This window comes from Pseudomonas sp. LB3P14 (genome assembly GCF_054898045.1).
Genome location: NZ_CM142714.1, coordinates 6,666,805 through 6,691,885, shown reverse-complemented (window position 1 = coordinate 6,691,885; position 25,081 = coordinate 6,666,805). Strand labels below are relative to the sequence as shown.

The window sequence follows — 25,081 nt, the reverse complement described above, 5'->3', positions numbered from 1 at the left end:
GAACAAGGAAGCTGCCATGTTCCGCCCTACCCTTCGCTTCGCCGGCCTGTGTGCAGGCTTGATGATCTCCGCCAGCGCGCTGGCGCTGTCACTCAGCGACCTGTCGCAAAAAGACGCCACCGGCGGCCTCAAGGATGCCCTGACTCAAGGTGCGCAACTGGCCGTGAAACAACTTGGCACGCCGGGCGGGTTCAGCAACAACCCGGACGTGAAAATCGAGCTACCCGGCAAACTGGGCAAAGTCGCCAGCAAGATGAAGCAATTCGGCATGGGTGATCAGGTCGACCAGCTGGAAACCAGCATGAACAAAGCGGCTGAAACCGCCGTGACCCAGGCCCAACCGATCCTGGTGGATGCGGTGAAGAAGATGAGCGTGGAGGATGCCAAGGGCATTCTCAGCGGCGGTAAGGACTCCGCCACTCAGTACCTGAGCAAAACCAGCCGCGAACAGATCCGCGCGAAATTCCTGCCGATCGTCAAGCAAGCCACCGATCAGGTGGGCCTGGCCAAACAATACAACTCGTTCGCAGGGCAAGCCGCGACGCTCGGTGTGGTGGATGCGAAGAACGCCAACATCGAAAGCTACGTGACCGAGCAGGCGTTGAACGGTTTGTTCGAGATGATTGGTAAACAGGAAGAAACCATTCGCCAGAATCCCGCGGCGGCAGCGACCAGTCTGGCGAAGAAGGTGTTTGGTACGCTCTAATACTCTCTCCCGCTGATCGTTCCCACGCGCAGCAAAGGAATGCATCCCATGACGCTCTGCGTCACAGCGGACGCGGAGCGTCCTTGGCGGCATTCCCACGCGGAGCGCTCATCGTTCTACACAACTCTCGATGAGCGCACGCTGGGCGTCTAATGCGATAACAAACTCACGTATTCGTTGCATCCCTATCCACATGGCCTTGGGGCCGGGAGGTCCGTCATTTTTACGCCCCAAGTAGCCTCCCAGGCTCGTGACCAGTAAAACCATTTCTCCTAAAGAAGGGGGCGCAGTGGGCGGTTGGCACCGTTTGACCACGATATAGGCTGCTTTCCACTCCGAAGCCTCAAACACCATCTCGCAGCTTAGATCGGGACAAGCACGTCCCAGCATCAGGCTGTACAGCACACGCCAGGTCGTGATCAGGTACAAACCAATGCAGGGCAACAACCGTTCCTCGGTCTCCAGCTGCAATCGACTGACCTGACAACCATTCTTCAGCACATTGAAAAACACTTCGATAGACCAGCGTACCCCGTACCACTCAACCACGGTGCTCGCCTGCTCCAGGCTAGTGACCGGCAGACTGGTCAGCAGCAGCCACTCCAGAGGTTCAACACCGTCTATGGCGTTTTCTTCACGGGCCAACACAGCATTGATCGAGACACTGGGCAATTTGTAACCCGACCTGTCGGGGGCACGCAGGGTCACGGTTGCCGCGCGCAAGGTGACATCAGCCAGTCGGGCGGGGCGCTGGGGACGAGCTTTGACTTCAACCTTGAGTGTTCCCAAGGACGGTGCCTGATCCAGTGCCGACCACAACTTCCCGTTGTCAGCCCCCAGCAAGCGCCTGTCTTGAGCCGCCCGCACGATCCATTGGGCCCGGGTGTCTGGACTGAACTCTTGATGATCAACAAACCATTCGTACAGATCGCCCTCAGCATCGGCGAGGTTGACCACCAGGGTCTGCGGTAGCTGCCCCTGAATCGCGCAACTGGTTTGATAACTGTCAATCCAGCGCTGACTCTCTTTCTCATCAATCCCTTTATCTCGGCGCTCATGGCGGGGGCTCGGTTTATCGCGGCTCCACCACTGAGCATCGACGACGCCCAGACAAATACGTTCGGGGGTAAAGGCAATGGTTGGGTGCAGACGTCGAGAAAACTTCTTCTGCGCCTTGATCGTGCCCATTCCTTTGGGACCGAGATTGACCCATTTGTCCATCTCGGTCGTGTCTTGCGCCAACAGCACCACGGGACTGCTTTGCATCCGTTGCAGGGTCGCGTCCTGATGGGGCCGCAACACCTTCTGGAACGTGACTTTCTCATTATCAAGAAATCGATAAGCCGCCGTGGTTTCTGCCAGCCCTCGACAAGCGGTCGGGATGCTGTTGCCGGGATGATCGGCTAGGCGTCCTAAAAAGCTGGCGAGCCTGGCATTTAAACGGCCATCACCCAAGTCGGCGGTTTTCATTTCGTCCTGTGCCCAATTCAATCTTCGTTCTCCATTTCTTCGAGTTTCAAAAATACTTGAAAACAGAGTTATGTAGAACGATGAGCGCGGAGCGTGGGAACGATCAGAACGTGGTTGTGTTTTGAGCCCGCAGAAAGAACACCCACTCGCGCCCCATCTTTCGCTTCTCAAACACTCGGCATACGCCAGACTTTTCCGATAAGCCTCGGTAAAACCGCTGACAGCCCGCAGGATGACCGAACACTGGAAATCGATGAAATAGGTCAGGTCCAAGTCATCAGCTTCAGTGTTCAGATACGACCGCCCGTATTTCACCGGCGCGTTGCGCAGCAAAATACTGATAGCAATGTAGCGAAAGGCAGAGAAGTCATTCTTGAACATGAACCAATAAAACAACGCCCTTGCGACCCGGCCGTTGCCATCGCGGAACGGATGCCCATAGCCCAGAGCAAAATGCAGTGCGATGCCTTTGATCAGTCAAATCGTTGAGCAGATAGCTGAAGTGCGCATGCCCACCAATCTGACTGGTCATGTACTCCAGCGCGGCCGTTGTGGCTTGTCGATCGACGGCGGAAACAGCTTTCTGCGCCAGCGGTGTGAGCACGAAGTTGCCCCACCGTATCGGCTCGCCCAAGGGCAGAAGGCTGGAATACTGCGCTGCCCGGGTAGGAAGTCAGACCGGCTCTTTCTTGACCCTGAACCAAGCCGCATACAGCGCCGGCAAAAACAGCAACGTCAACGCCGTCGCCACAATCAACCCGCCCATGATCGCCACCGCCATCGGCCCGAAGAACACACTGCGCGACAGCGGAATCATCGCCAGCACCGCCGCGAGCGCAGTCAGCACAATCGGCCGGAAACGCCGCACCGTGGCTTCGATAATCGCTTGCCACGGCTTGAGCCCGGCAGCGATGTCCTGCTCGATCTGGTCCACCAGAATCACCGAGTTACGCATGATCATCCCGGACAACGCGATGGTCCCAAGCATCGCCACAAAACCAAATGGCTGACGAAACACCATCAAGAACAGCGTCACACCAATCAAGCCCAGCGGCGCTGTAAGAAACACCATCACCGTGCGTGAGAAACTGCGCAGTTGCAGCATCAGTAACGTCAGCACCACCACGATGAAAAGCGGCACACCGGCCTTCACCGAGTTCTGCCCGCGAGCCGAGTCCTCCACTGTGCCACCGACCTCCAGCAGATACCCGTCCGGCAGCTCGGCACGAATCGGATCGAGGGTCGGCATGATCTGCTGCACCAGCGTTGCCGGTTGTTCCTTGCCGTAAATGTCGGCGCGCACCGTCACGTTAGGCAAGCGGTTGCGGTGCCAGATGATGCCTTCTTCGAAGCCGTATTCCAGCGTCGCGATCTGCGACAGCGCTACGCTGCGGCCGTTATCAGTCGGCACCGCCAGACTCGGCAGCAACGACAGCTCAGTGCGCTCATGCAACGTGCCGCGCAACAGAATCTCGATCAATTCGTTGTCTTCACGGTACTGGCTGACGCTGGAACCGGTCAGAGAGCTTTGCAGGAACTTCGACAGGTTCGCGGTGCTCACGCCAAGCGCCCGGGCGCGGTCCTGATCGACGTTCAGGTAAACAACTTTGCTCGGTTCCTCCCAGTCCAGGTGGACGTTGACCACGTGCGGGTTCTCGCGAACCTTGGCCGCGACTTTGCGAGCCAGCGCGCGGACTTCTTCGATGTGCTCACCAGTGACCCGGAACTGCATCGGATAGCCAACCGGTGGCCCGTTCTCCAGACGCGTAACCCGCGCGCGCAGGGCCGGGAATTGTTCGTTGAGGGTTTCGATCAGCCAGGTGCGCAGGGTTTCGCGCTCCTCGATGGTCTTGGCCAGGACTACAAACTGCGCGAAGCTCGCCGCAGGAAGTTGTTGATCCAGCGGTAGGTAAAAACGCGGCGAACCGGTGCCAACGTAAGCGACATAGTTATCGATACCGGCGTGATCCTTGAGCAGTGCTTCGAGGCGCTTGACCTCATCGCTGGTGTTGCTCAACGAGGCGCCTTCGGCCAGTTTCAAATCGACCATCAATTCCAGTCGACCCGATGCCGGGAAAAACTGCTGTGGCACAAAACGAAACAGGACGACAGAACCGATAAACAACACGACCGTCAGGACAATGACCGTCTTGCGCCGCCGCACGCACCACTCCACCAGGCGTCTGACGCGCTGATAGAACGGCGTGCCATAAGGGTCGGGCTGGCCGTCGCCGGTGCCGTGTTTGGCTGCATGAATTTTCGCCAGATCCGGCAGGAGTTTCTCCCCCAGATACGGCACAAACACCACGGCGGCAACCCACGAGGCCAGCAGCGCGATGGTCACGACCTGGAAGATCGAACGGGTGTATTCGCCGGTACCCGATTGCGCAGTGGCAATCGGCAGGAAGCCGGCAGCAGTGATCAGCGTACCGGTGAGCATCGGGAATGCGGTGCTGGTCCAGGCGTAACTGGCCGCCTTGATCCGGTCGAAACCCTGCTCCATTTTGATCGCCATCATTTCCACGGCGATGATCGCGTCGTCCACCAACAGGCCCAGCGCCAGTACCAACGCGCCGAGGGAAATTTTGTGCAGGCCGATGCCGAGGTAATACATACAGGCGAAGGTCATCGCCAATACCAAAGGAATCGCCAGCGCTACCACCATGCCGGTGCGCACGCCCAGGGAGAAGAAGCTCACCAGCAGGACGATTGCCAACGCTTCCACCAGCACCTGAACAAATTCGCCGACACTGCTTTTCACTGCGGCTGGCTGGTCGGAGACCTTGCGCAGCTGCATACCGGCAGGGAGATTTTTCTGGATCCGGTCGAACTCGATTTCCAGTGCCTTGCCCAGCACCAGAATGTCGCCACCGTCCTTCATGGCCACGGCCAGACCGATGGCGTTTTCCGCCATGAAGCGCATGCGCGGCGCCGGCGGATCGTTGAATCCTCGACGCACATCGGCCACATCGGAGATGCGGAACGTACGATCACCGACGCGAATCGGGAAGTTTTTAATCTCTTCGACTGTCTGAAAATTCCCCGAGACGCGTAGCTGCAAGCGCTCGCTGGTGGTCTCGAAGAACCCGGCGGTGGACACCGCATTCTGCTCTTCAAGGGCCTGCTGCACCGCCGCCAAAGGTAGGCCGAGGGTGGCGAGTTTGACGTTGGAGAGTTCGATCCAGATCTTCTCGTCCTGTAAACCAAGCAGATCGACCTTGCCGACATCCTTGACCCGTTGCAGCTGAATCTGGACGCGGTCGGCGTAGTCCTTTAGCACTGCATAATCAAAACCGTCGCCGGTCAGCGCATAGATATTGCCGAAGGTGGTGCCGAACTCATCATTGAAGAATGGCCCCTGGATGCCCGGCGGCAGGGTATGACGAATGTCGCTGATTTTTTTGCGGACCTGATACCAGAGCTCCGGAATCTGCGCCGAGTGCATCGAATCCCGGGCCATGAACGTCACCTGGGATTCACCCGGACGGGAGAACGAAACGATGCGCTCGTACTCGCCGGTTTCCATCAATTTCTTTTCAATGCGCTCGGTGACCTGGCGTGACACTTCCTGCGCCGTGGCCCCCGGCCAATTGGTACGAATCACCATGGCCTTGAAGGTGAACGGCGGGTCTTCACTTTGGCCGAGTTTGGTGTAGGACAGTGCGCCGACTACTGCCAGCAAGAGCATCAGGAACAGTACGATCTGGCGATTACGCAGCGCCCATTCGGAAAGATTGAAACCCATCGGGGATTACTCCTTGTCCGCCAGATTGACCACGCGGTTGGAGCGATCCACCGGGCGCACTTGCTGCCCGTCATGAAGCACATGAACACCAGCAGCCACGACCCAGTCACTGGCGTTCAGGCCTTCGAGCACGGGCACGGTTTTCTCGCCGAAGGCACCGACCCGGACCGGGGCTTTTTTCAAGGTATTGTTGGCGCCAAGCACCCAAACGTAGGTGGCACCGTTTTCCGCGGTGACGGCCGACAGCGGTACCGACAGCGACACCACGTCGGCGGTCTGGATGAACACTCGGGCGCTCTGGCCGAGCTCTGCGGGGACCTTGCCGGTGGTGAAAGCGATGCGGGCGGCAAAGGTGCGCGATTTTGGATCGGCAGCGGGCGACAGTTCACGGATGCGCCCGGCGAAACGTTGGTCGGGTTGGGTCCAGAGTTCTACCGACACTGGCTGACCGACCTTGAAACGGCCGAAACTTTGTTCCGGCAGGCTGATCGACACTTCACGCTCACCATCGGTGGCGAGGGTAAACACCGTTTGCCCGGCCGCCACGACTTGCCCGACTTCGACCGCACGTTTGGCCACCACGCCATCCTGAGGCGCGCGCAGCACGGCGTAACTGGCCTGATTGGTCGAGACGTTGAATTCGGCTTTGATTTGCTTGAGGCGTGCTTCACCGGATCGGTAAAGGTTTTCGGAATTGTCGTACTGCGAACGGCTGACCATCTGACGGTCCATCAAGGTCTTGTAGCGATCACGCTCGGCACGCACCAGGCTCAGATTGGCCTCGGCAGCGGCGACCTGGGCGCGGGTGGCTTCCAGTTGCAGGCGTACATCCTGAGGATCGAGCTCCACCAAAGGTTGGTCGGCCTTGACCCGCTGCCCCTCTTCGACCAGTCGTCGACTGACTTTACCGCCGATGCGAAACGCCAGGTCCGGCTCAAAGCGAGCGCGGACTTCACCGGGAAAGCTTTCCATCGCCTGAGCCGAAGGCTCTGGCTGCACGACCATGGCCGGGCGAACGGTGACTTGGGGCGCCTCTTCGTGACCACACGCAGACAATAAAAACGCCAGACTGACTGGCAACGCGAGGGGCAAGGCATAGCGGAACATGGTGAAGGACCTTTCGCTAATGGTGCTTGGAATAATTATACTGAGCAGTATGTTATTAATAGCAAACTCACCAGTCCAGTAATAAAAGCGCATATGCCCAACAATCTTTCAGCACCCAACGGCCCAGGCCGTCCCAAGGATTTGGCCAAGCGCCGAGCGATCCTCGATGCGGCGAAAATTCTGTTTCTGAGCAAGGGTTATGCGAATACCAGCATGGACGCCGTGGCGGCCGAGGCCGGAGTGTCGAAGCTGACGGTCTACAGCCATTTCAACGACAAGGAGACGCTGTTCTCCGCCGCCGTGATGGCCAAGTGCGAAGAGCAATTGCCTACGCTGTTTTTCGAATTGCCGGACGGCGTCGCGGTGGAAACCGTGTTGCTGAACATCGCGCGCGGTTTTCATCAGCTCATCAACAGCGACGAATCGGTCAACCTGCATCGGTTGATGATGACGCTGGGCAGCCAGGACCCGAAACTTTCGCTGATCTTCTTCGAGGCCGGGCCTGAGCGCATGCTGCATGGCATGGAGCGGTTGCTGATAAAGGTTGATCAGAGCGGAGCCTTGAGCATCGACAAACCGCGCAATGCGGCCGAGCATTTCTTCTGCCTGCTCAAGGGCGCGGGGAATTTCAGGCTGCTGTATGGCTGCGGCGAGCCGTTGACCGGGGAGGCGGCCGAGAGCCATGTGCAGGAAGTGGTGGGGTTGTTTATGCGGGCTTATCGGCCAGAGACAGCCTGATAGATGTTTATTGATAGAGCCGACGCCATCGCGAGCAAGCTCGCTCCCACAGATGTTGTATTGAACACAACATCAGAGAACACCTCAGAATCTGTGGGAGCGGGCTTGCCCGCGATGGGGGCGACGCGGTCTTAAGGCTTCAGCGCTTTTTTCGGATAAATGTCATACCGACTGGATTTACCATCCAGCGCATGGCTCGGCTTCGGTCCTTCAATGCTCGGCGCCTTGCGCGGTCGCTTGACCACCACCCGGTGGCTGGCCAGGGCCAACGCGGCTTCAAGCAATGCAGGGGCATCCGGATCATCGCCGACCAACGGGCGGAACAGGCGCATTTCCTTCTTCACCAAGGCAGTTTTCTCACGATGGGGAAACATCGGGTCGAGGTAGATCACCTGCGGCGGCTCGCCTTCCCAATTGCGCATCACCTCGATCGAATTGCCCTTGAGCAAGCGCATCCGCGCCACGATCGGCGCCACATCAAAGTCTTCCGCGCCGCGCGCCAGGCCATCTTCAAGCAAAGCGCCAATCAGCGGCTGACGCTCGATCAGGCTCATCTCGCAGCCCAGGCTCGCCAGCACGAACGCATCTTTGCCCAGCCCCGCCGTGGCATCCAGCACGCGCGGACGCACGCCTTGGGCAACCCCGACAGCCTTGGCGATCATCTGACCGCTACCGCCGCCGTACAAACGGCGATGGGCTGCACCACCCTCGACGAAGTCCACCCGCACCGGCCCCGGCGCGTCCGGGCCGAGTTGCTGCAACTGCAAACCCAGGTCGCCGACCTGCAAGGCAAACTCACCGTCATCCACCTGCATCGGCAAACCCAGGCGCTCGGCCCATTGTTCGGCCTGTGGCTGATAAGTCTCGGCCAGGGCCTCGACATGGATGCGGCAGACCGCAGGTTGCTCAATCATGGGAAAACACGCTCAAAAAATTAATGATCGGCAAAAACGGCCGATAACAAAACTATCGAGCATTTTGCCAGAGCTGAGCGTCGACCGAGAGAAATGTCAGACATTCAAACCACATCCGTCGGCTACCTATCGCGTCATGGCGATTATGGCCTGCGAAACTCCCAAGCACTGAGCGGCGTCAGTCACCTGTGGCAAGATTTTTTTGCCCAGGCCCTGGCCGAACAGTCGAGCGATGTGGTGCCTGCATGCGGGACTTTCCCACCGGTTGATCTCGAGAGCCCGGTCGAGCCGACCGTCGGCAGCGAGCTCTACGCACACATCATTTCCCAGCGCGAATGCGATGTGAAAGAAACCGAGGTCCGCCCGCCGGAGCCACTGTTCCTGCCGATTGCCGAGTTCGACATGGACCTGGCCGACAAACCTTTCCCACCGTTCCCGGCACAAGAAATCGTCGCGCAACAGAAACAACAGGACTTCGAAAGCGGTTGGGTGCGCCCGATCGTGCTCACGGCCGGTCAACCACTGCCAGCGCCTGGCGCCGCACCGCAACCGCGTCCACTGCACCTGCCGATCGCCGAATTCGAACTCGATCTGCTGGACAAGCCATTCCCGCCGTTCTCGCCCGAAGAGCGGGCGGAGCAACAGAAGCAATTCGATTTCGATAACGGCTGGGCTCGCCCGATCGTCCTGCAGAACCTGCGCATCGCCGCCTGACTTTCAATAACAGGCCTTCAGCGACACACCCACCACGGCCCGACATCTACATGAAAGTGATTGCGGTGGGCGGCGTTGTAATCCGGGCTCAATACCACACTGAACATGTCGCAGGCGCCATCGCGGACCTGACGTAAAAACCGTGCGTCCTGATTATCCTTCGGCCAATCCTTGAGCACGTTGATGGAGCGGCCATCGGCCAAGCGAAAACCGGCAATATCCAGAGCATCGGCGCTGGCATGCTGGCTGCGTCTGCCGTTTTCGCGGCTGTAGACGTTGCGGCAGGCAAAGCTGCCGAGATGGTCGACACGCGTTACCGCTTGACCGTAGACCGCCTGTGCCGCGGGTTGCAGGGCGTGGTGCTCGAACAGGGCGAACGACACCGCCAGGCGACAACTGGCGAGGAAACTGCTGTTAAGGGCCACCTCGCCACCTAGCACACGCAATGTGTTGATCAACGGGCACGTCGCGTCGGGGCTGTCGGCCTGATGGGTCACGCGCAATCCGGAGCTGCTCAGGGCTTGATCGCACAACTGCGGATCATCGCGCAGGCGCATCAGTTTGTAGCGGGTCAGAAAATTGGGCGCGGCCTTCACGTCCAGCGGCGCCCAAGGATTCCACTGGGGTGGTAGAGAGATCCAGCCGCGCCAGACGCTCACGGCTGCCGCCCCCATGATCAACAGCATCAACAGCAGCCACCAGCGAAACCGCACCGTCAGCCTTTGAACAATTGATTGGCCTGGGCGTACGGCATGGATCGCGATGTGAACCCGAACGTGCCCGACGTCTTGATCTCTTCGGCAGCGCGGAAAAACTCGCCATACGCTGCCAGGGCCAGCGCCGAACCGACGCTGATGCGTTTGACGCCCATTTCGCTCAACTGCTCGACCGTCAATTTCAATCCGCCAGACATCAATACATTGACCGGTTTCGGCGCCACGGCACGGACCACCGCCAACACGTCTTCAGCGCTGCGCAGACCTGGCGCATAAAGCACGTCGGCGCCCGCCTCGACAAATGCCTGCAAGCGGCGAATGGTATCGGCGAGATCAGGATTGCCGTGCAGAAAGTTTTCGGCCCGGGCCGTCAGCATGAAGGGGAAAGGCAAGCTGCGAGCCGCCGCGACCGCCGCTTCGATGCGCGCCACGGCATGCTCGAAGCAGTAGATCGGCGCATCTTCACGGCCGGTGGCATCTTCGATAGAGCCGCCGACCGCACCGGCCTCTGCTGCACGCAAAATACTCTGTGCGCATTCGGCTGGATCGTCAGCGAAGCCGTTTTCCAGATCGACGGCGACTGGCAGATCAGTTGCCGCGACAATCGCCCGAACGTTTGCCAGGGTGTCGTCCAGCGTCAACGCGCCATCGGGGCGGGCGTTGGAAAAGGCGTAACCGGCACTGGTGGTTGCCAGCGCTTCAAAACCAAGGCTGGCGAGCATTTTCGCCGAGCCGGCGTCCCACGGGTTGGGAATGACAAAAGCGCCCTCGCGTTCGTGCAGTGCTTTGAACGCTTGGGCTCGAAGGGTTTGCGCATCCATTGGCAGGCTCCTGAAAAGGACAAGGAATCCGCTTCAGAGCAGGCCAAGTTGCTCGGCAGCGGGCTCTCTGTATAGCTCAGGCAGCGGCGGCAGGCCAGGCAAACGCAGCATCAGTTGTGCGTGAAAACGTTGCGCCAGTTTGGCGGCCAGCAGGTTGTCGGCGGTGTGCAGGAAGATATAAGGCGTGCGGCCCTCTTCAATCCACACGGCGATTTTCTCGACCCACGGCACCAGGAACGGGTCGTTGGCCTCAAGCTGCGGGTGGCCGATGAAGCGCACCTGCGGACATTGCGTGAAGGCTGCCGGACGGGTTGGCACCCTGGGCTTTTTCGATTGGGCGTGAAGTACCGAGGCATCGGTCGATGTGCAGCTGAACAACGCCCGGGGATCGAGGCAGATACGCTCGACACCGCGATCCAGCAGCAGGCGATTGAGCCTTCTCTCGGCATCGCCCTTGGCGAAGAATTCGTCATGCCGCACTTCAACCGCCAAAGGCCGGTCCACAGCGTCGATAAAACTGGCAAGCTCTGACAGTCGCTGAGGTGTGAAGCTTTTGGACAGTTGCAGCCACAGCGGTGAAACCCGCTCACCGAGGGGGCTGAGCAATTGCAGGAAGGTGTCGACAGCGGTCAATTGTTCGCGCAGGTCGCCGCTGTGGCTGATGTCACCTGGGAACTTGGCCGTGAAGCGAAAGTGTTCGGGCATAGTCTCGGCCCAACGCTGCACAGTGGTCGCAGCCGGGCTCGCGTAGAAGGTCGTATTGCCTTCCACGGCGTTGAACACTTGGGAATAGAGATTCAGAAATTCGGCGGGCTTTGCGTCTTGCGGATACAGGTAGTCGCGCCAGGCGTTTTCACTCCAGGACGGACAGCCCAGGTAGTAAGGCAGCTGCATCAGATGTACAAGTCGAGGCCCAGCACATCCGAATCCCAATCGACAAAACCGGCGGTGCTCAGGTAGCTGGCCAAGGCCTTTGCGACACTGTTGCTCATGGCACGGTGATAAAGCATGTCTTGTTGACGGGCGGGGAGATTACTCAAGCGTTGCGCAGAGGCTTTGGCGGCGCGAGCGGCCATTTGCTCTTCGGACGGAAATTCCAGCTCGCCGTCGATAACAACGGACTCGTCCTCTGCCACATGGCCTTTGCGAGGCTTGCGCTTGATGGGGTAAGACTGAGAGGGAACGCCGTCTATACGCATGAGTACATGTCCGGTATCAATAATGGCAGCTTAGTGGCACATAGCCCACTGCGCAAACCGCCGAGTGATAACTAGAACACAGAAAATGGAAAAGGTTTAAAAGCTGGGGGTATAAAACGACGATTGGCTAAATCTCGGAGATTGCTTTCGCGGGCAAGCCTCGCTCCTACAGGGTTTGTGTCGTTCACATATTTTGCGGCTGGCTCAAAACCTGTGGGAGCGTGGCTTGCCCGCGAAGGGACCGACTCGGTATTGGGAATTAACGTGCTTTGGGGGTGGCTACTTTATCGCGCAGGTACACCGGCTGAGCCTCATCAGCCACGATCGCTTCGCCACGCGCCCAGGCAAAACGCGCCAGGGTCAGCAGGTCTTCAGCGTGAGGCAGCATGCCCGCATCCTGCCCGGTCAGGCTCACGGCGATACGCTCGGCGTAACCCCAGCCAGTGCCGGCGCCAAACCACTCACCGCTGGCATCAGCTGGCAACGCCGCCACTTCCGGCGGCAACACCGCTTCATTGCCAACCAGCCGCATCTCCCCCGCCGTTTCGCGGTAGCAACCCCAATACACCTCATCCATCCGCGCATCGATGGCGGCCGCGACCTGGCTCACGCCGTGTTCGCGATACGCCCGCTGCGCCAACACGGCCAGGTTGGAAACCGGCAGCACCGGGCGATCCAGCGCAAACGCCAGCCCCTGCACCACGCCGATAGCGATCCGCACACCCGTGAACGCACCCGGCCCACGTCCGAACGCGATCGCATCGACCGCTTGCAGGGTGGTGCCGGCATCCGCCAGCAGTTGCTGAATCATCGGCAGCAACTTCTGCGCATGCAGGCGCGGGATCACCTCGTAATGGCTCGTGACTTTGCCGTCATGCAGCAAGGCAACGGAGCAAGCTTCAGTCGCGGTGTCCAGGGCCAGCAAGGTGCTCATCGATGTTTCCGTAAGAGAGGTCAGAAAAAGTGCGCCAGTATAAACAACTACGGCCCGCAAGCGGGCCGTAGAAGATGAAGCGATTCAGACTTTTCAGCTCAGCGCTTCAAGCACCTTGCCGGTGATCGCTTCAACCGAGCCGACGCCAACGATGTGGCTGTACTTCGGCTTGCCCTGATCAGCGGCCAGGTTCTGGTAGAACGCTACCAGTGGCTTGGTCTGGGAATGGTAGACCGACAGGCGATGACGCACGGTTTCTTCGGTGTCGTCCTTGCGCTGCACCAGTGCTTCACCGGTGATGTCGTCCTGGCCGGCGATTTTCGGCGGGTTGTAGACGGTGTGGTACACGCGGCCGCTGGCTTCGTGAACACGACGACCGGCGATACGCTGCACGATTTCTTCGTCGTCGACGGCGATTTCGACCACGTGATCCAGCTCCACGCCGGCTTTCACCAGGGCTTCAGCCTGAGGAATGGTGCGCGGGAAACCGTCGAACAGGAAACCGTTGGCACAATCGGCCTGGCTGATGCGTTCCTTGACCAGATTGATGATCAGGTCATCGGAAACCAGACCACCGCTGTCCATGACGCTCTTGGCGATCAGGCCCAGCTCGGTGCCGGCCTTGACAGCGGCACGCAGCATGTCGCCGGTGGAGATTTGCGGGATACCGAATTTTTCGGTGATGAACTTAGCCTGAGTACCTTTACCGGCCCCGGGAGCTCCCAGCAGAATGACGCGCATCGATGTGCTCCTCAATTTTTTATATAGATAACGTCAGATTCGCCTCGTGGGGCCAATCTCAAAATAAGGGTCGTGACCGCCCAAACGGTCAAAGGCTGATCAAGATACACAGCAGGCCCGGACCACACAAGCCGCCGAAAGTCGGAGAAACCCGCGCCTGATGTGGCCTTTCGTCGGGGTACCCCTAGTCGCAACCCCATCACTAACTGTCGCCTGGCAGCACTTTTCAACCCCTCGCCCACAGGCAACTCGACGCTCGCGCCGAGTGCCTTGCCCCACGACGAAAACCTTAGCCGGTATTACGCAAACCGGCGGCAATCCCCGCCACAGACACCAGCAGCGCCTGTTCTACCGGGCTGCCCTGCGCCACTTCCTGTTGTCTCGAACGCGCCAACAACTCAGCCTGCAATAGATGAAGAGGGTCGAGGTAAGTGTTGCGCAAGCGGATGAATTCAAGCGTGGCTGGGCTATGTGCCAGTAGCTGCGACTGACCGGTCAGCCCCAGGACCACCGAGCAAGCCTGCGACAATAGGTCGCGTAAATGTGCACCCAAAGGGAGCAGATCCGGATCGACCAAGCGCTCATCGTAGGACCGGGCGATATCGGTATCGGCCTTGGCCAGCACCATTTCCAGCATATCGATGCGCGTGCGGAAGAACGGCCACTGCTCGCGCATCTGCCCCAGCAGCTCACCTTCGCCGCGCTCCAGCGCCTTGCTCAACGCCGCTTCCCAGCCGAGCCAGGCTGGTAGCATCAGACGCGTCTGGGTCCAGCCGAAGATCCACGGGATCGCCCGCAGGCTTTCAATCCCGCCGGCGCGGCGCTTGGCCGGGCGACTGCCCAGTGGCAAGCGTCCCAGTTCCTGCTCCGGAGTGGACTGGCGGAAATACTCAACGAACTGCGGGTTTTCCCGCACCACGGCGCGATAAGCGCTGACACCGTCAGCAGCCAATTCGTCCATCAAATGGCGCCAGGCAGGCTCCGGTGGAGGCGGCGGCAGCAAGGTCGCTTCCAATACCGCTGCCAGGTACAGATTGAGATTCTGCTCGGCGATGTCCGGTAGACCGAATTTGAAACGAATCATTTCCCCCTGCTCGGTGGTACGGAAACGCCCCGCCACCGAACCCGGCGGCTGCGACAGAATCGCCGCGTGCGCCGGACCGCCACCGCGACCCACGGTGCCGCCACGACCGTGGAACAACAACAGCTCCACTTGCTGCTCGCGGCAGATGTCGACCAAGCGCTCCTGCGCCCGATATTGCGCCCAGGCCGCCGCCGTCGTGCCAGCGTCCTTGGCCGAGTCGGAGTAGCCGATCATCACTTCCTGCGGCCCTTGCAGGCGCGCGCGATAACCCGGCAACAGCAACAGCTTTTCGATCACCGGGCCGGCGTTGTCGAGGTCGGCAAGGGTTTCGAACAACGGCACCACCCGCATCGGCCGCAACACGCCAGCCTCTTTGAGCAGCAGTTGCACGGCCAGCACGTCGGAAGCGGCGCCGGCCATGGAGATCACATAAGAACCGAGCGATGCGCCCGGTGCCGCGGCGATTTCCCGGCAGGTCGCCAGCACCTCGGCGGTGTCGGCCGACGGTTTGAAGTACGCCGGCAGCAGTGGCCGACGGTTATTCAGTTCGCGCATCAGGAAGGTAATGCGCTCTTCCTCGTTCCAGTCTTCGTATCGCCCCAGGCCCAGGTAATCGGTGATCTCGGTCATGGCCGCGGTATGTCGTGTCGAGTCCTGCCGCACATCGAGCCGCACCAGGAACAGCCCGAACGTCACCGCCCGGCGCAGGCAATCGAGCAGCGGCCCATCGGCGATCACGCCCATGCCGCACTCATGCAGCGAGTGGTAGCACAGCTCCAGAGGATCGAGCAGCTCGCGGTTGTTTTGCAACACATCGGCCGTTGCTGGCGTGGCCGTCGTCAACGAGGCGTGAGCCCAGTTACGCGTCGCGCGCAGGCGTTCACGCAGCTGTTTAAGCACCGCACGGTAAGGTTCGGCGCTGTCCCCGGCCTTGGCCTTCAAGTCGTCGCTGGCCTGCTGCATCGACAACTCGGCTGCCAGGTGATCGACATCACGCACGTACAAATCGGCGGCCATCCAACGCGCCAGCAGCAAGACTTCACGGGTGACGGCAGCCGTCACGTTCGGGTTGCCGTCCCGGTCGCCGCCCATCCACGAGGCAAAGCGAATCGGTGCAGCTTCCAGTGGCAAATGCAGGCCGGTGGCGTCATGCAGCGCTTTATCGGCCTTGCGCAAATAGTTGGGGATCGCCTGCCACAGCGAATGCTCAATCACCGCGAAACCCCATTTGGCTTCATCGACGGGCGTCGGGCGGGTGCGGCGGATTTCTTCGGTGTGCCAGGCTTCGGCGATCAGGCGCTGCAACTTCGCATGGATTTGCTCGCGTTCGGCAGTGGTCAGGTCGCGATGGTCCTGGGCGGCCAGCTGCGCGGCAATTGCGTCGTACTTCTGGATCAGCGTGCGGCGCGCCACTTCGGTCGGATGAGCAGTCAACACCAACTCGATTTCCAGTCGCCCTAATTGCCGGGCCAGGGATTCGGCACCATGGCCTTCGGCAAGCAGCCGGGCAAGCAGTTCCGGCAGTACTCGTGCTTCGAACGGTGCAGGCTGCGACTCTTCGCGACGGTGAATCAGCTGATATTGCTCGGCGATATTGGCCAGGTTGAGAAACTGGTTGAACGCCCGCGCCACCGGCAGCAACTCTTCTTCGCTCAATTGGTTGAGGCTGGCGCTCAGTTCAGCGTCCATCGAACCGCGACGGTCGGCCTTGGCGCCTTTGCGGATCTGCTCGATCTTGTCGAGAAAGCCGTCCCCGTACTGTTCACGAATGGTGTTGCCCAACAGTTCACCCAACAGGTGAACATCCTCGCGCAAGCGTGCATCAATATCGGTCATCAGCAGTTCTCCAGCGAAAAATCCGGGTGTGCTCGTCGTTAGAGAGTGCCGCTGTAAAGCGGTTCTTACAAGCAGACGACGAAGGGAATGCGGTTCACCTGAGAAAGTTTGATCGTTCCCACGCTCTGCGTGGGAATGCATCCCGTGACGCTCCGCGTCACCCCTGCGCAGGGCTCGAGCCTTGTGTCGACAGCGGAACGCGGAGCGTCCCCGGCGGCATTCCCACGCAGAGCGTGGGAACGATCAATACGCGTAGTCGTTGAGGAAGTAGGCCGGCAGGTAGGCCGCCTCGCTTTTGCGATATCCGATTACCGATTACCGAGGAAACGGATATACACCCAATCCCCCCAACGAACCCCCACCACAAATGAGTGTTAACGCCTGAAGCACCGAGGCAACGTTCACCACTAGACGACGAAGGGACTTTAAACCTTGGGCGTTAAAGCTAGTCTGAAGAGTAAGCCGTACAACGGCTGCAGCCGGCCTTTGCCGGACACCGACACTGCCTGCCACGAGCAGGTGCGCAATGAGGTCACTATGAAAATCCGCGAGCTTGCCCATCACTGGGAAGAAAACGCCAAGGGTCGCCTGACCGATACCGGATACTCGATTCATCTGGATGTGGAGGCCGCCGCACGGCTGGCGGCAATTATCGAGATGTACCCCAAACGACACCCCGAAGAACTGCTCGGCGAGCTGATCGGCGCCGCCCTTGAAGAGCTCGAAAAGAGCTTCCCGTATGTGAAGGGCTCAACGGTCGTAGCCACTGACGAAGAAGGTGATCCGCTGTACGAAGACGTCGGTCCGACTCCGCGCTTTCTCGCGTTGTCCCGTCGTCATTTGCACGATTTGTCGGCCGGTAACGACAAGCAGAAACACTGATTTACGCGCGTCTCCCCCTCCAAAAAAGCCTGTTCCCGACCCTGAAAAAGGTCGGGAATACCGCTGCATATCGCCAAAATTCCCGGTTTAGAGCCTTGTCCGTTCGGTCAAAGTTTTTTCAGGCAATGGGCCATATTCTCTGAACTTTTGAAAAACGCCTCGGGTCACACCCATTAACCACGCCTGGGACGGCCGTTTCAAAACACCCCCGGAAATTGAAGGTTGCGGCTCCTTGCCCAGGATGGATTGTTAAGTTTTTCAGGAGTTATTCCAATGGAGTTGAAGACCATGAAAACCCGAACTGCCAAATCCTCCTTCCCCCCTCTGCGTAGCCTGAAACTGGCTGCCCTGGCAATCGGCAGCGGCCTCGTTCTGGCCGGTTGTGCCGGCAACCCGCCAAGCGAGCAATTCGCCGTGACGGAATCGGCGGTCAACAGTGCCGTCAGTGCCGGCGGTACCGAATTCGCGGCAGTGGAAATGAAGTCCGCCCAGGACAAGCTCAAACAAGCCGAAATCGCCATGCACGACAAGAAGTATGACGAAGCCAAGACCCTCGCCGAACAGGCCGAGTGGGACGCTCGAGTGGCTGAACGCAAAGCCCAGGCGATGAAAGCCGAACAGGCTGTGAAGGACTCTCAGAAAGGGGTTCAGGAACTGCGTCAGGAAAGCCAGCGCACCGTGCAATAAGCGGCGCGGCACGACGCACTTCTTACTCGACTAAAAGGACGAAACCATGATGCGCAAACAATTGATGATCCCTGCCCTGCTGGCCGCAAGCGTTGCACTGGCCGCCTGCTCCACGCCGCCTAACGCGAACCTGGAACAGGCCCGGACCAACTACACCGGCCTGCAAACCAACCCGCAAGCCAGCAAAGTCGCGGCGCTGGAAACCAAAGAAGCCAGCGATTACCTGGACAAGGCCGACAAGGCTTACCAGGACAAAGAAGACCAGGCCAAGGTCGACCAACTGGCTTACCTGACCAATCAACGTGTTGAAGTGGCGAAGCAGACCATCGCGCTGCGTACCGCTGAAGCCAATCTGAAAAACGCTTCTGCACAACGTGCCCAGGCCCGACTGGATGCCCGCGACGCGCAGATCAAGCAATTGCAGGACAGCCTGAACGCCAAGCAGACCGATCGCGGCACGCTGGTGACGTTCGGTGACGTGCTGTTCGCCACCAACAAGGCCGAGCTGAAATCCAGCGGTCTGGTGAATATCAACAAACTGGCCCAGTTCCTTCAGGAAAACCCGGACCGTAAAGTGATTATCGAAGGCTACACCGACAGCACGGGTGCGGCGAACTACAACCAGTCGCTGTCCGAACGCCGTGCGACTTCCGTGCAAGTGGCCTTGATCAAGATGGGTGTAGATCCAGCGCGCATCGTGGCCCAGGGTTATGGCAAGGAATACCCGGTGGCCGAGAACACCAGTGTTTCGGGTCGTGCGATGAACCGTCGGGTGGAAGTGACCATTTCCAACGACAACCAGCCGGTGATCCCGCGTTCGGCGGTCAGCTCGAACTGAGTTGAACCAGCTGTAACGCAAAAGCCCCGCCTGAGTCGATCAGGCGGGGCTTTCTGTTTGGTTTTTCGTAGGAGCGAAGCTTGCTCGCGAAGAAGGCAACTCGGTCTTTCAGATGTACCGCGTTATCGTTCTTCGCGGGCAAGCCTCGCTCCTACAGAATCATCATTGTTCGAGTTTTTGCGGGGTTTCCTCGCCTACGCAGCGCACGGCTTTTTTCTTGTTATTGACCAATACGCCACTCAGGCCTTTCTGTTCGGTGTCGAACATCACCAGCACGCCATCGATGCACTGGGCTACTTGCGGGGCCGGCTCCAGGGAGACTTTGTAGTCTTCGCCCGGCACAGTCTTGAGCATGGTGAAGTCGCTGAGCAGCAGCGCATCTTCGGGTTTGGCGAAGTGCAGGTAGCCGTAGAACCACAGGGCCCCGACAGTGCCGAGGATGCTGCAGATACCGGTGATGATCAGCGGGATGGCGTTACGTTCTTCACTCATTGCGGACTCTCTGGTGGTTCATCTTCAGAATTTTTCGGTGCCGGGTAATTCGGGACTTCACCCAGTCGGCGCAAACCGTTGAAATGCTGCGGGTCGTCGAGATAACGCAGCATGACTTTGCGCCAGACCGGATCGGCGAACGTCTGCACATGCCCCCCACGGGTCAGTTGCAGCACTCGCGGCGGCGGCGCAGCTTGATACAGACGGATGCCGTTGGAAAGGGGCACGATCGGATCGTCGATGCTGTGGTAGATCAGTTTCGGCACGTCTTTGAGCTGCGCCATGGAATGGATCGCGCTGTCGCCGTCCGGCACCAGCCACGACAGCGGCACCTGAAACAACCAGGTCAGCCAGGAATTGCTCAGGGCGAATTGGCCGATACTGCGGTAGCTGGCGGGCACGCCGTCGAGGACGATGGCTTTGAGTTGTTTCTGGCGCTCGGGATGCTGAACCAGATAATGCACGGCCATCGAACCGCCAAGGCTTTGCCCCAGGAGGATCAGCGGCTTGCCCTTGACCTCCGGTGCCTGGTCGAGCCATTTGAACGCAGCGTCGATATCCTGATAGATCTCCGGCAGCGTCGGTTCACCTTCGGACAAACCGTAACCGCGATAGTCCAGCAGCAGCACTTGATAGCCTTCTTTGGGCAACCACCAGCTCCCGCCCAGATGCATGGGCAGATTGCCCCCGTTGCCGTGCAGATGCAGCACGGTGCCTTTGACCTCGACACCTTTTTTCGCCGGCAACCACCAGCCGTGCAGCTTGAGGCCGTCGGCGGTGGTCAGAGTAACGTCGCGGAATTCGAGTTTGGCTTTTTCCGGGGTGAACAACTGGCCGGGCTCGGGGTAGAACAACAAAGAGCTGCAACCGCCGAGGCTCAGAAGAAGGCAGACGATGCCGAGGATTCTCATCCTGTGAAACCTCGCTGTGAATTTGATGATCGTTCCCACGCTCTGCGTGGGAATGCATCCCGTGACGCTCTGCGTCACAGAGGACGCGGAGCGTCCATGGCGGCATTCCCACGCAGAGCGTGGGAACGATCTGAATCAAAGGATATTGGAGTAATCCGCTTCGATCCGGTCCAGGCTCAGGTGATTGAGGAAGTTGGAGAAGCACATCCACGCCGACAGCGCGTTCAGGTCACGGAACTGGTCCGGCAAATACTTCGGTGCCACCACCAGCCCTTCATCCACCAACTGGCGCAAGGTCCGCATGTCTTCCAGCGTGGTCTTGCCACAAAACAGCAGCGGTATCTGCTCGAGTTTGCCTTTACGCACGGCCAACTGAATGTAGTTGTAAACCATGATAAAGCCCTTGAGGTAGGACAAGTCTTTGGTAAATGGCAGACCTGTCGGCACCGAGCCACGGAAAACCCGACTGGCGTTGCCGTAGCTTTCGGCCATTTCGAAACCCTGCTCGCGGAAGAACTCGAAGATCTGCAGGAAGTCCGCGCCCTCCTCCACCATATGAATGGCGCGGGTACGGTTGGTCAGCTTGCGCAGCCGACTCGGGTAAGAGGCGAAAGTGATGATTTCCATCAGGATTGCCAGGCCTTCCTGAGTCACCGTCGACGAAGGCGGACCTTTGGAGAGGAAGGTGCAGATCGGCTGGTTCAGACCATTGAGCGTGGTCCCCACATGCACCAATCCTTCGTGGACTTCAAGGGCGCGCACGTCACGCTCGTTGAACATCGCGTCGGCGCGAATCTTGATGTAGTCGGCGCCGGCCGCCGCATCGGCGACGATCCCGTCGGACTCGAACACCCGAATGGTTTCCTCGGCTTCGCCAAACACCTTGTTCAACCGGTGTTGCAGCAGGCTGACGGCTTCCTGGGCGTTGAGGGTTTTCGGTTCGTCCTTCAGATCGCCACGGCCATCGATGTTGTTCAGGTAATCGGAGAGCATCAGCCCCAGGTCGGCCAGGGTCGGGTCGCCGGCGTGGAACGCGTCGGACGCGGCACCGTACAACTCCTGGGAAATCAGCCCGAAATCCTCGGTGCCGCGCGCTTCGAGCATGCGCACCACCATCCGGTATTCCTTGCACATGCGGCGCATGATCTGGCCGACCGGGTTGAACTGACCCAGCTGACGGGTGATGTCGCGCTCGATGTTCTGGAATTCCAGTTTCACTTTGCTGGAGTCAAAAGCCAGCGGCCGATTGAGGTAATAGTCGCGGTCCACCGCCGGCATTTCCTTGCCCTTGGCCTTGAGGAAACCCTTGCGGATGCTGTCGTCCCACTTGACCGCATCGAGGACGCGAATCGGCGTCTGCGCCAGCACAATGCGATCGGACAAAATGCGTATCGACTGCTGGTAATCGTCCACCCGAAACTCCTGTAGAAAAACCGTTACGTACTGGGTTTATTTGGCTTTGGCCGGACGCTGATAGCGCACCGCCTCGACGAAGACATCGGAATTGGCCGGGTCGTCGAGGTAGGCAAAAACCTGCTCCAGGCTGTTGTTGATCAATACGCCGTCGCCATCGTCGGTCTGGAAGCCTTCGCCACTCAGGACTTTCTGCCCCAGGGCCTGGTTGATCTGCTCGAGGTCGAGGTTGTAGATCACCAGTTCATGCTTATCGGTGAGTTCGAAACCAGCGATGGTGTAATGCCCGCCGAACTGCGCCGGCACCTTCGCCGACAAGTACCAGCGACTGCCATGGCGGGTCACCGTGAAGGGATAGGCTTCACGTTCCTTGGGTTTAGCCTTGAAGTAGCTGACCGCCTGATAGTGGTTGTCGCCAATGCGCGTCAGCTCCAGGTTGAGCGGCTCACCCCAGGCATTGGTGCTGGTCCATTTGCCGAGCAATCCTTTGGGCACAGGATCACTTGCGGGCAGAGGGTCCTTGAAGGTCACCAGACAGCCACTGAGCAGCAGGAACGACAAGGCGATCACAACGACACGCCAGGCTTTCATTCAACACTCCCTTTGAACACACTTCACCCCGCGATCGTTCCCACGCTCTGCGTGGGAATGCATCCAGTGACGCTCTGCGTCACACCGTAAGGGACGCGGAGCGTCCCGGGCGGCATTCCCACGCAGAGCGTGGGAACGATCAGAGGACCGGGTTACACCGACGCCAATACCAAATGCATGTAGCGGGTCAGGATGCCGAGCATTTCGGCTTCGGCGACAGGCTCGGCGTCGTTGAGCAGGCCCTGATATTCCATCCGTCCGATAATCGCCGTCAACACTTTGGCATCCTGTTGTGGCTCGCGGGAACCCAATACCTCGAAAAAATGGCAGGTGCCTTGCAGAAGAATCTGCTGATGCGAGCGCACCAACATCGCCAGGCGCGGGTTCAACAGAGCCTCCTGACGGAACGCCTGCTCGGCCATCAAGTGTTCGCGACGGTTGTGTAATTGACGCTGCACATAATCAGCGGTCAGGCGCGCAATGTCGTCAGCCAGCTGTGAACGGGCTTCAGGACTGCCATCACCATAAGCAACCATTTCACGCAGCAAGCCTTCGTTGCTGGCCCACAACTTGGCCATGAACGCCGCGCTGCGTTCCACGTATTGGGCAAAGGTATCGGTGAGCAGGTCATCGATATCCTTGAAATAGTAAGTGGTGGCCGACAGTGGCACCCCGGCCTCGGCGGCCACCGCGCGATGACGCACGGCCCGCACGCCATCGCGCACGACAATGCGCATCGCCGCATCGAGAATGTCCTGTCGACGCTGCTCGCTGCCCTGTCGGCTGGCCTTGCGGCCCTGGTACTGAACACTTTCAGCGACCGCCGTGGCGACGTCCGCTGCACCCTCTTGAGCAATTGCACGGTTCACGACAGGTATTCCTCTCTTACTTCAAAAGTAACCAATTGATACGTTTGTACCAGACAGGCAATAAAAAGCCGCCTGTTTTAGGCGGCTTTTTAGTTGAAACACTTACGCTTGCGGCCGCATGTGCGGGAACAGGATCACGTCGCGGATCGACGGGGAGTTGGTCAGCAGCATCACCAGACGGTCGATGCCGATACCTTCACCGGCGGTTGGCGGCATGCCGTACTCCAGCGCGCGAACGAAATCGGCGTCGTAGTGCATGGCTTCGTCATCGCCGGCATCCTTGTCGGCCACCTGCGCCATGAAGCGCTCGGCCTGGTCTTCCGCGTCGTTCAACTCGGAGTAGGCGTTGGCGATTTCGCGGCCACCGATGAACAGCTCGAAACGGTCAGTGACGTTCGGGTTCTCGTCATTACGACGGGCCAGCGGCGACACTTCGAACGGGTACTGAGTGATGAAGTGCGGCTGTTCCAGCTTGTGCTCGACCAGCTCTTCGAAAATCATCACCTGCAGTTTGCCCAGACCTTCGAAGCCCAGCACCTTGGCGCCGGCCTTCTTGGCGATGGCGCGGGCCTTGTCGATGTCAGTCAGGTCGTCAGCGGTCAGCTCAGGGTTGTACTTGAGGATCGAGTCGAACACCGACAGACGCACGAACGGTTCGCCGAAGTGGAACACTTTGTCGCCGTACGGGACGTCGGTGCTGCCCAAAACCAGCTGAGCCAGCTCGCGGAACAGTTCTTCGGTCAGGTCCATGTTGTCTTCGTAGTCGGCGTAAGCCTGGTAGAACTCCAACATGGTGAATTCTGGGTTGTGACGGGTCGAAACGCCTTCGTTACGGAAGTTGCGGTTGATCTCGAACACTTTCTCGAAGCCGCCAACCACCAAACGCTTGAGGTACAGCTCCGGCGCGATACGCAGGAACATCCCCATGTCCAGCGCGTTGTGGTGAGTCTCGAACGGCTTGGCCGCCGCACCACCGGGGATGGTTTGCAGCATCGGCGTTTCGACTTCCAGGAAGTCACGCTGCATCAGGAAGCTGCGGATGTGCGCAATCACTTGCGAACGAACGCGGAAGGTCTGGCGCACGTCTTCGTTGACGATCAGGTCAACGTAACGCTGGCGATAGCGCTGCTCGGTGTCGGACAGGCCGTGGTGCTTGTCCGGCAGTGGGCGCAGGGATTTGGTCAGCAGGCGCACGTCGCTCATTTCGACGTACAGGTCGCCCTTGCCGGAACGCGCCAGGGTGCCTTCAGCGGCGATGATGTCGCCCAGGTCCCAGGTTTTCACCGCGGCCAGGGTTTCTTCAGACAGGGTTTTACGGTTGACGTAAACCTGGATGCGCCCGGACATGTCCTGGATCACCATGAACGAACCACGGTTGAGCATGAGACGACCGGCAACCTTGACCGGAATTGCAGCCTCTGCCAGCTCTTCCTTGGTCTTGTCCGCGTACTGTTTCTGCAAGTCTTCGCAGTAGTTGTCGCGGCGGAAGTCGTTCGGGAAGGCATTGCCCTTGGCGCGCTCGGCAGCCAGCTTTTCCTTGCGCAGGGCGATCAGGGAGTTTTCTTCCTGTTGCAGGGCTTGCGGGTCGAGTTCTAGGTCGCTCATGTCTTTAAAAATTCCATCACAGGTTCGTTGCCCCCGGCTGTCGCCGGGGTTCGCGGGCAAGCCTCGCT

23 protein-coding genes and 1 pseudogene are annotated in these 25,081 nt (G+C 59.4%); 6 read left to right on the top strand and 18 right to left on the bottom strand.

The features are described from left to right. Positions 1-16: 16 nt before the first annotated feature. Positions 17-706 carry a DUF4197 domain-containing protein gene (locus ACYZT5_RS30720; RefSeq protein ID WP_462048667.1) on the top strand — a complete coding sequence of 230 codons (690 nt, stop codon included), beginning with the start codon at positions 17-19 and terminating at the stop codon, positions 704-706. A 108-nt stretch (positions 707-814) separates the two neighbouring features. Here the strand turns inward: ACYZT5_RS30720 and ACYZT5_RS30715 are convergent, their stop codons facing one another. The 4 genes and pseudogenes from ACYZT5_RS30715 to ACYZT5_RS30700 form a co-directional block, all read right to left on the bottom strand. Then, positions 815-2,176: an IS4 family transposase gene (locus ACYZT5_RS30715; protein WP_462047587.1), complete on the bottom strand. Its 1,362-nt coding sequence runs from the start codon at positions 2,174-2,176 to the stop codon at positions 815-817. A gap of 153 nt (positions 2,177-2,329) precedes the next feature. Then, positions 2,330-2,840 (bottom strand): annotated as a pseudogene (locus ACYZT5_RS30710) (Fic family protein); the annotation flags it as partial. 9 nt (positions 2,841-2,849) lie between these two features. After that, on the bottom strand, positions 2,850-5,921 hold the full coding sequence (locus ACYZT5_RS30705) for an efflux RND transporter permease subunit (protein ID WP_462048666.1): 3,072 nt from the start codon (positions 5,919-5,921) through the stop codon (positions 2,850-2,852). A 6-nt stretch (positions 5,922-5,927) separates the two neighbouring features. After that, positions 5,928-7,028, bottom strand: a complete 1,101-nt coding sequence (locus ACYZT5_RS30700) for an efflux RND transporter periplasmic adaptor subunit (RefSeq protein ID WP_462048665.1) — start codon at positions 7,026-7,028, stop codon at positions 5,928-5,930. Positions 7,029-7,121: 93 nt separating this feature from the next. On the opposite strand from ACYZT5_RS30700, the gene ACYZT5_RS30695 reads away from it, so the two are divergent. Beyond that, complete coding sequence (locus ACYZT5_RS30695; protein WP_462048664.1) at positions 7,122-7,766, top strand: TetR/AcrR family transcriptional regulator; 645 nt, start codon at positions 7,122-7,124, stop codon at positions 7,764-7,766. Positions 7,767-7,897: 131 nt separating this feature from the next. On the opposite strand, the gene ACYZT5_RS30690 is transcribed toward ACYZT5_RS30695, so the two are convergent. Next, positions 7,898-8,680 (bottom strand): class I SAM-dependent methyltransferase, encoded by a 783-nt coding sequence (locus ACYZT5_RS30690; protein WP_462048663.1) that lies wholly within the window; start codon positions 8,678-8,680, stop codon positions 7,898-7,900. Positions 8,681-8,773: 93 nt separating this feature from the next. Here ACYZT5_RS30690 and ACYZT5_RS30685 point away from each other — a divergent pair, with 93 nt between their 5' ends. Next, positions 8,774-9,394 carry an energy transducer TonB gene (locus ACYZT5_RS30685; RefSeq protein ID WP_462048662.1) on the top strand — a complete coding sequence of 207 codons (621 nt, stop codon included), beginning with the start codon at positions 8,774-8,776 and terminating at the stop codon, positions 9,392-9,394. A 17-nt stretch (positions 9,395-9,411) separates the two neighbouring features. On the opposite strand, the gene ACYZT5_RS30680 is transcribed toward ACYZT5_RS30685, so the two are convergent. From ACYZT5_RS30680 to ppc, 7 genes are all read right to left on the bottom strand, one after another. After that, a complete protein-coding gene (locus tag ACYZT5_RS30680) occupies positions 9,412-10,080 on the bottom strand; it encodes an extensin-like domain-containing protein (RefSeq protein ID WP_462052338.1) in 669 nt (222 codons plus the stop codon). Positions 10,081-10,109: 29 nt separating this feature from the next. Then, positions 10,110-10,931 (bottom strand): isocitrate lyase/PEP mutase family protein, encoded by an 822-nt coding sequence (locus ACYZT5_RS30675; protein WP_462048661.1) that lies wholly within the window; start codon positions 10,929-10,931, stop codon positions 10,110-10,112. A gap of 33 nt (positions 10,932-10,964) precedes the next feature. After that, entirely contained in the window at positions 10,965-11,825 is an 861-nt protein-coding gene (locus tag ACYZT5_RS30670) for a DUF72 domain-containing protein (RefSeq protein WP_462048660.1), read from the bottom strand. Further along, on the bottom strand, positions 11,825-12,130 hold the full coding sequence (locus ACYZT5_RS30665) for a hypothetical protein (protein WP_462048659.1): 306 nt from the start codon (positions 12,128-12,130) through the stop codon (positions 11,825-11,827). Before ACYZT5_RS30665 ends, ACYZT5_RS30670 begins: the two co-directional genes overlap by 1 nt. 259 nt (positions 12,131-12,389) lie before the next feature. After that, positions 12,390-13,064, bottom strand: a complete 675-nt coding sequence (gene tsaB, locus ACYZT5_RS30660) for a tRNA (adenosine(37)-N6)-threonylcarbamoyltransferase complex dimerization subunit type 1 TsaB (RefSeq protein WP_095128123.1) — start codon at positions 13,062-13,064, stop codon at positions 12,390-12,392. Positions 13,065-13,157: 93 nt separating this feature from the next. After that, entirely contained in the window at positions 13,158-13,805 is a 648-nt protein-coding gene (gene adk, locus ACYZT5_RS30655; protein WP_462048658.1) for an adenylate kinase, read from the bottom strand. Between the two features lie 289 nt (positions 13,806-14,094). After that, positions 14,095-16,725 (bottom strand): phosphoenolpyruvate carboxylase, encoded by a 2,631-nt coding sequence (gene ppc / locus ACYZT5_RS30650; RefSeq protein ID WP_462048657.1) that lies wholly within the window; start codon positions 16,723-16,725, stop codon positions 14,095-14,097. A 537-nt stretch (positions 16,726-17,262) separates the two neighbouring features. Here ppc and ACYZT5_RS30645 point away from each other — a divergent pair. From ACYZT5_RS30645 to ACYZT5_RS30635, 3 genes are all read left to right on the top strand, one after another. Beyond that, entirely contained in the window at positions 17,263-17,607 is a 345-nt protein-coding gene (locus ACYZT5_RS30645; RefSeq protein ID WP_462048656.1) for a pilin assembly protein, read from the top strand. Positions 17,608-17,880: 273 nt separating this feature from the next. Further along, a complete protein-coding gene (locus ACYZT5_RS30640; RefSeq protein ID WP_462048655.1) occupies positions 17,881-18,294 on the top strand; it encodes a DUF4398 domain-containing protein in 414 nt (137 codons plus the stop codon). A gap of 49 nt (positions 18,295-18,343) precedes the next feature. Then, positions 18,344-19,132 (top strand): OmpA family protein, encoded by a 789-nt coding sequence (locus ACYZT5_RS30635; protein ID WP_462052337.1) that lies wholly within the window; start codon positions 18,344-18,346, stop codon positions 19,130-19,132. 162 nt (positions 19,133-19,294) lie between these two features. Here the strand turns inward: ACYZT5_RS30635 and ACYZT5_RS30630 are convergent, their stop codons facing one another. The 6 genes from ACYZT5_RS30630 to lysS all read right to left on the bottom strand — a co-directional run bounded on the left by ACYZT5_RS30630 (position 19,295) and on the right by lysS (position 25,013). Continuing rightward, positions 19,295-19,624, bottom strand: a complete 330-nt coding sequence (locus tag ACYZT5_RS30630; protein ID WP_282482739.1) for a hypothetical protein — start codon at positions 19,622-19,624, stop codon at positions 19,295-19,297. Beyond that, positions 19,621-20,535 (bottom strand): alpha/beta hydrolase, encoded by a 915-nt coding sequence (locus ACYZT5_RS30625; protein WP_462048654.1) that lies wholly within the window; start codon positions 20,533-20,535, stop codon positions 19,621-19,623. The genes ACYZT5_RS30630 and ACYZT5_RS30625 overlap by 4 nt, the downstream gene beginning before the upstream one ends. Before the next feature lie 135 nt (positions 20,536-20,670). Next, positions 20,671-21,948, bottom strand: a complete 1,278-nt coding sequence (locus ACYZT5_RS30620) for a flavohemoglobin expression-modulating QEGLA motif protein (RefSeq protein WP_462048653.1) — start codon at positions 21,946-21,948, stop codon at positions 20,671-20,673. 36 nt (positions 21,949-21,984) lie between these two features. Further along, positions 21,985-22,539, bottom strand: coding sequence for a hypothetical protein (locus ACYZT5_RS30615; protein WP_462048652.1), 555 nt, complete (start codon positions 22,537-22,539; stop codon positions 21,985-21,987). Positions 22,540-22,691: 152 nt separating this feature from the next. Continuing rightward, positions 22,692-23,396, bottom strand: a complete 705-nt coding sequence (locus ACYZT5_RS30610) for a TetR/AcrR family transcriptional regulator (RefSeq protein ID WP_462052336.1) — start codon at positions 23,394-23,396, stop codon at positions 22,692-22,694. A 114-nt stretch (positions 23,397-23,510) separates the two neighbouring features. Beyond that, the gene (lysS, locus tag ACYZT5_RS30605) at positions 23,511-25,013 is read right to left on the bottom strand and encodes a lysine--tRNA ligase (RefSeq protein WP_462048651.1); all 1,503 of its coding nucleotides are present in this window, start codon (positions 25,011-25,013) and stop codon (positions 23,511-23,513) included. Between the last annotated feature and the right edge of the window lie 68 nt (positions 25,014-25,081).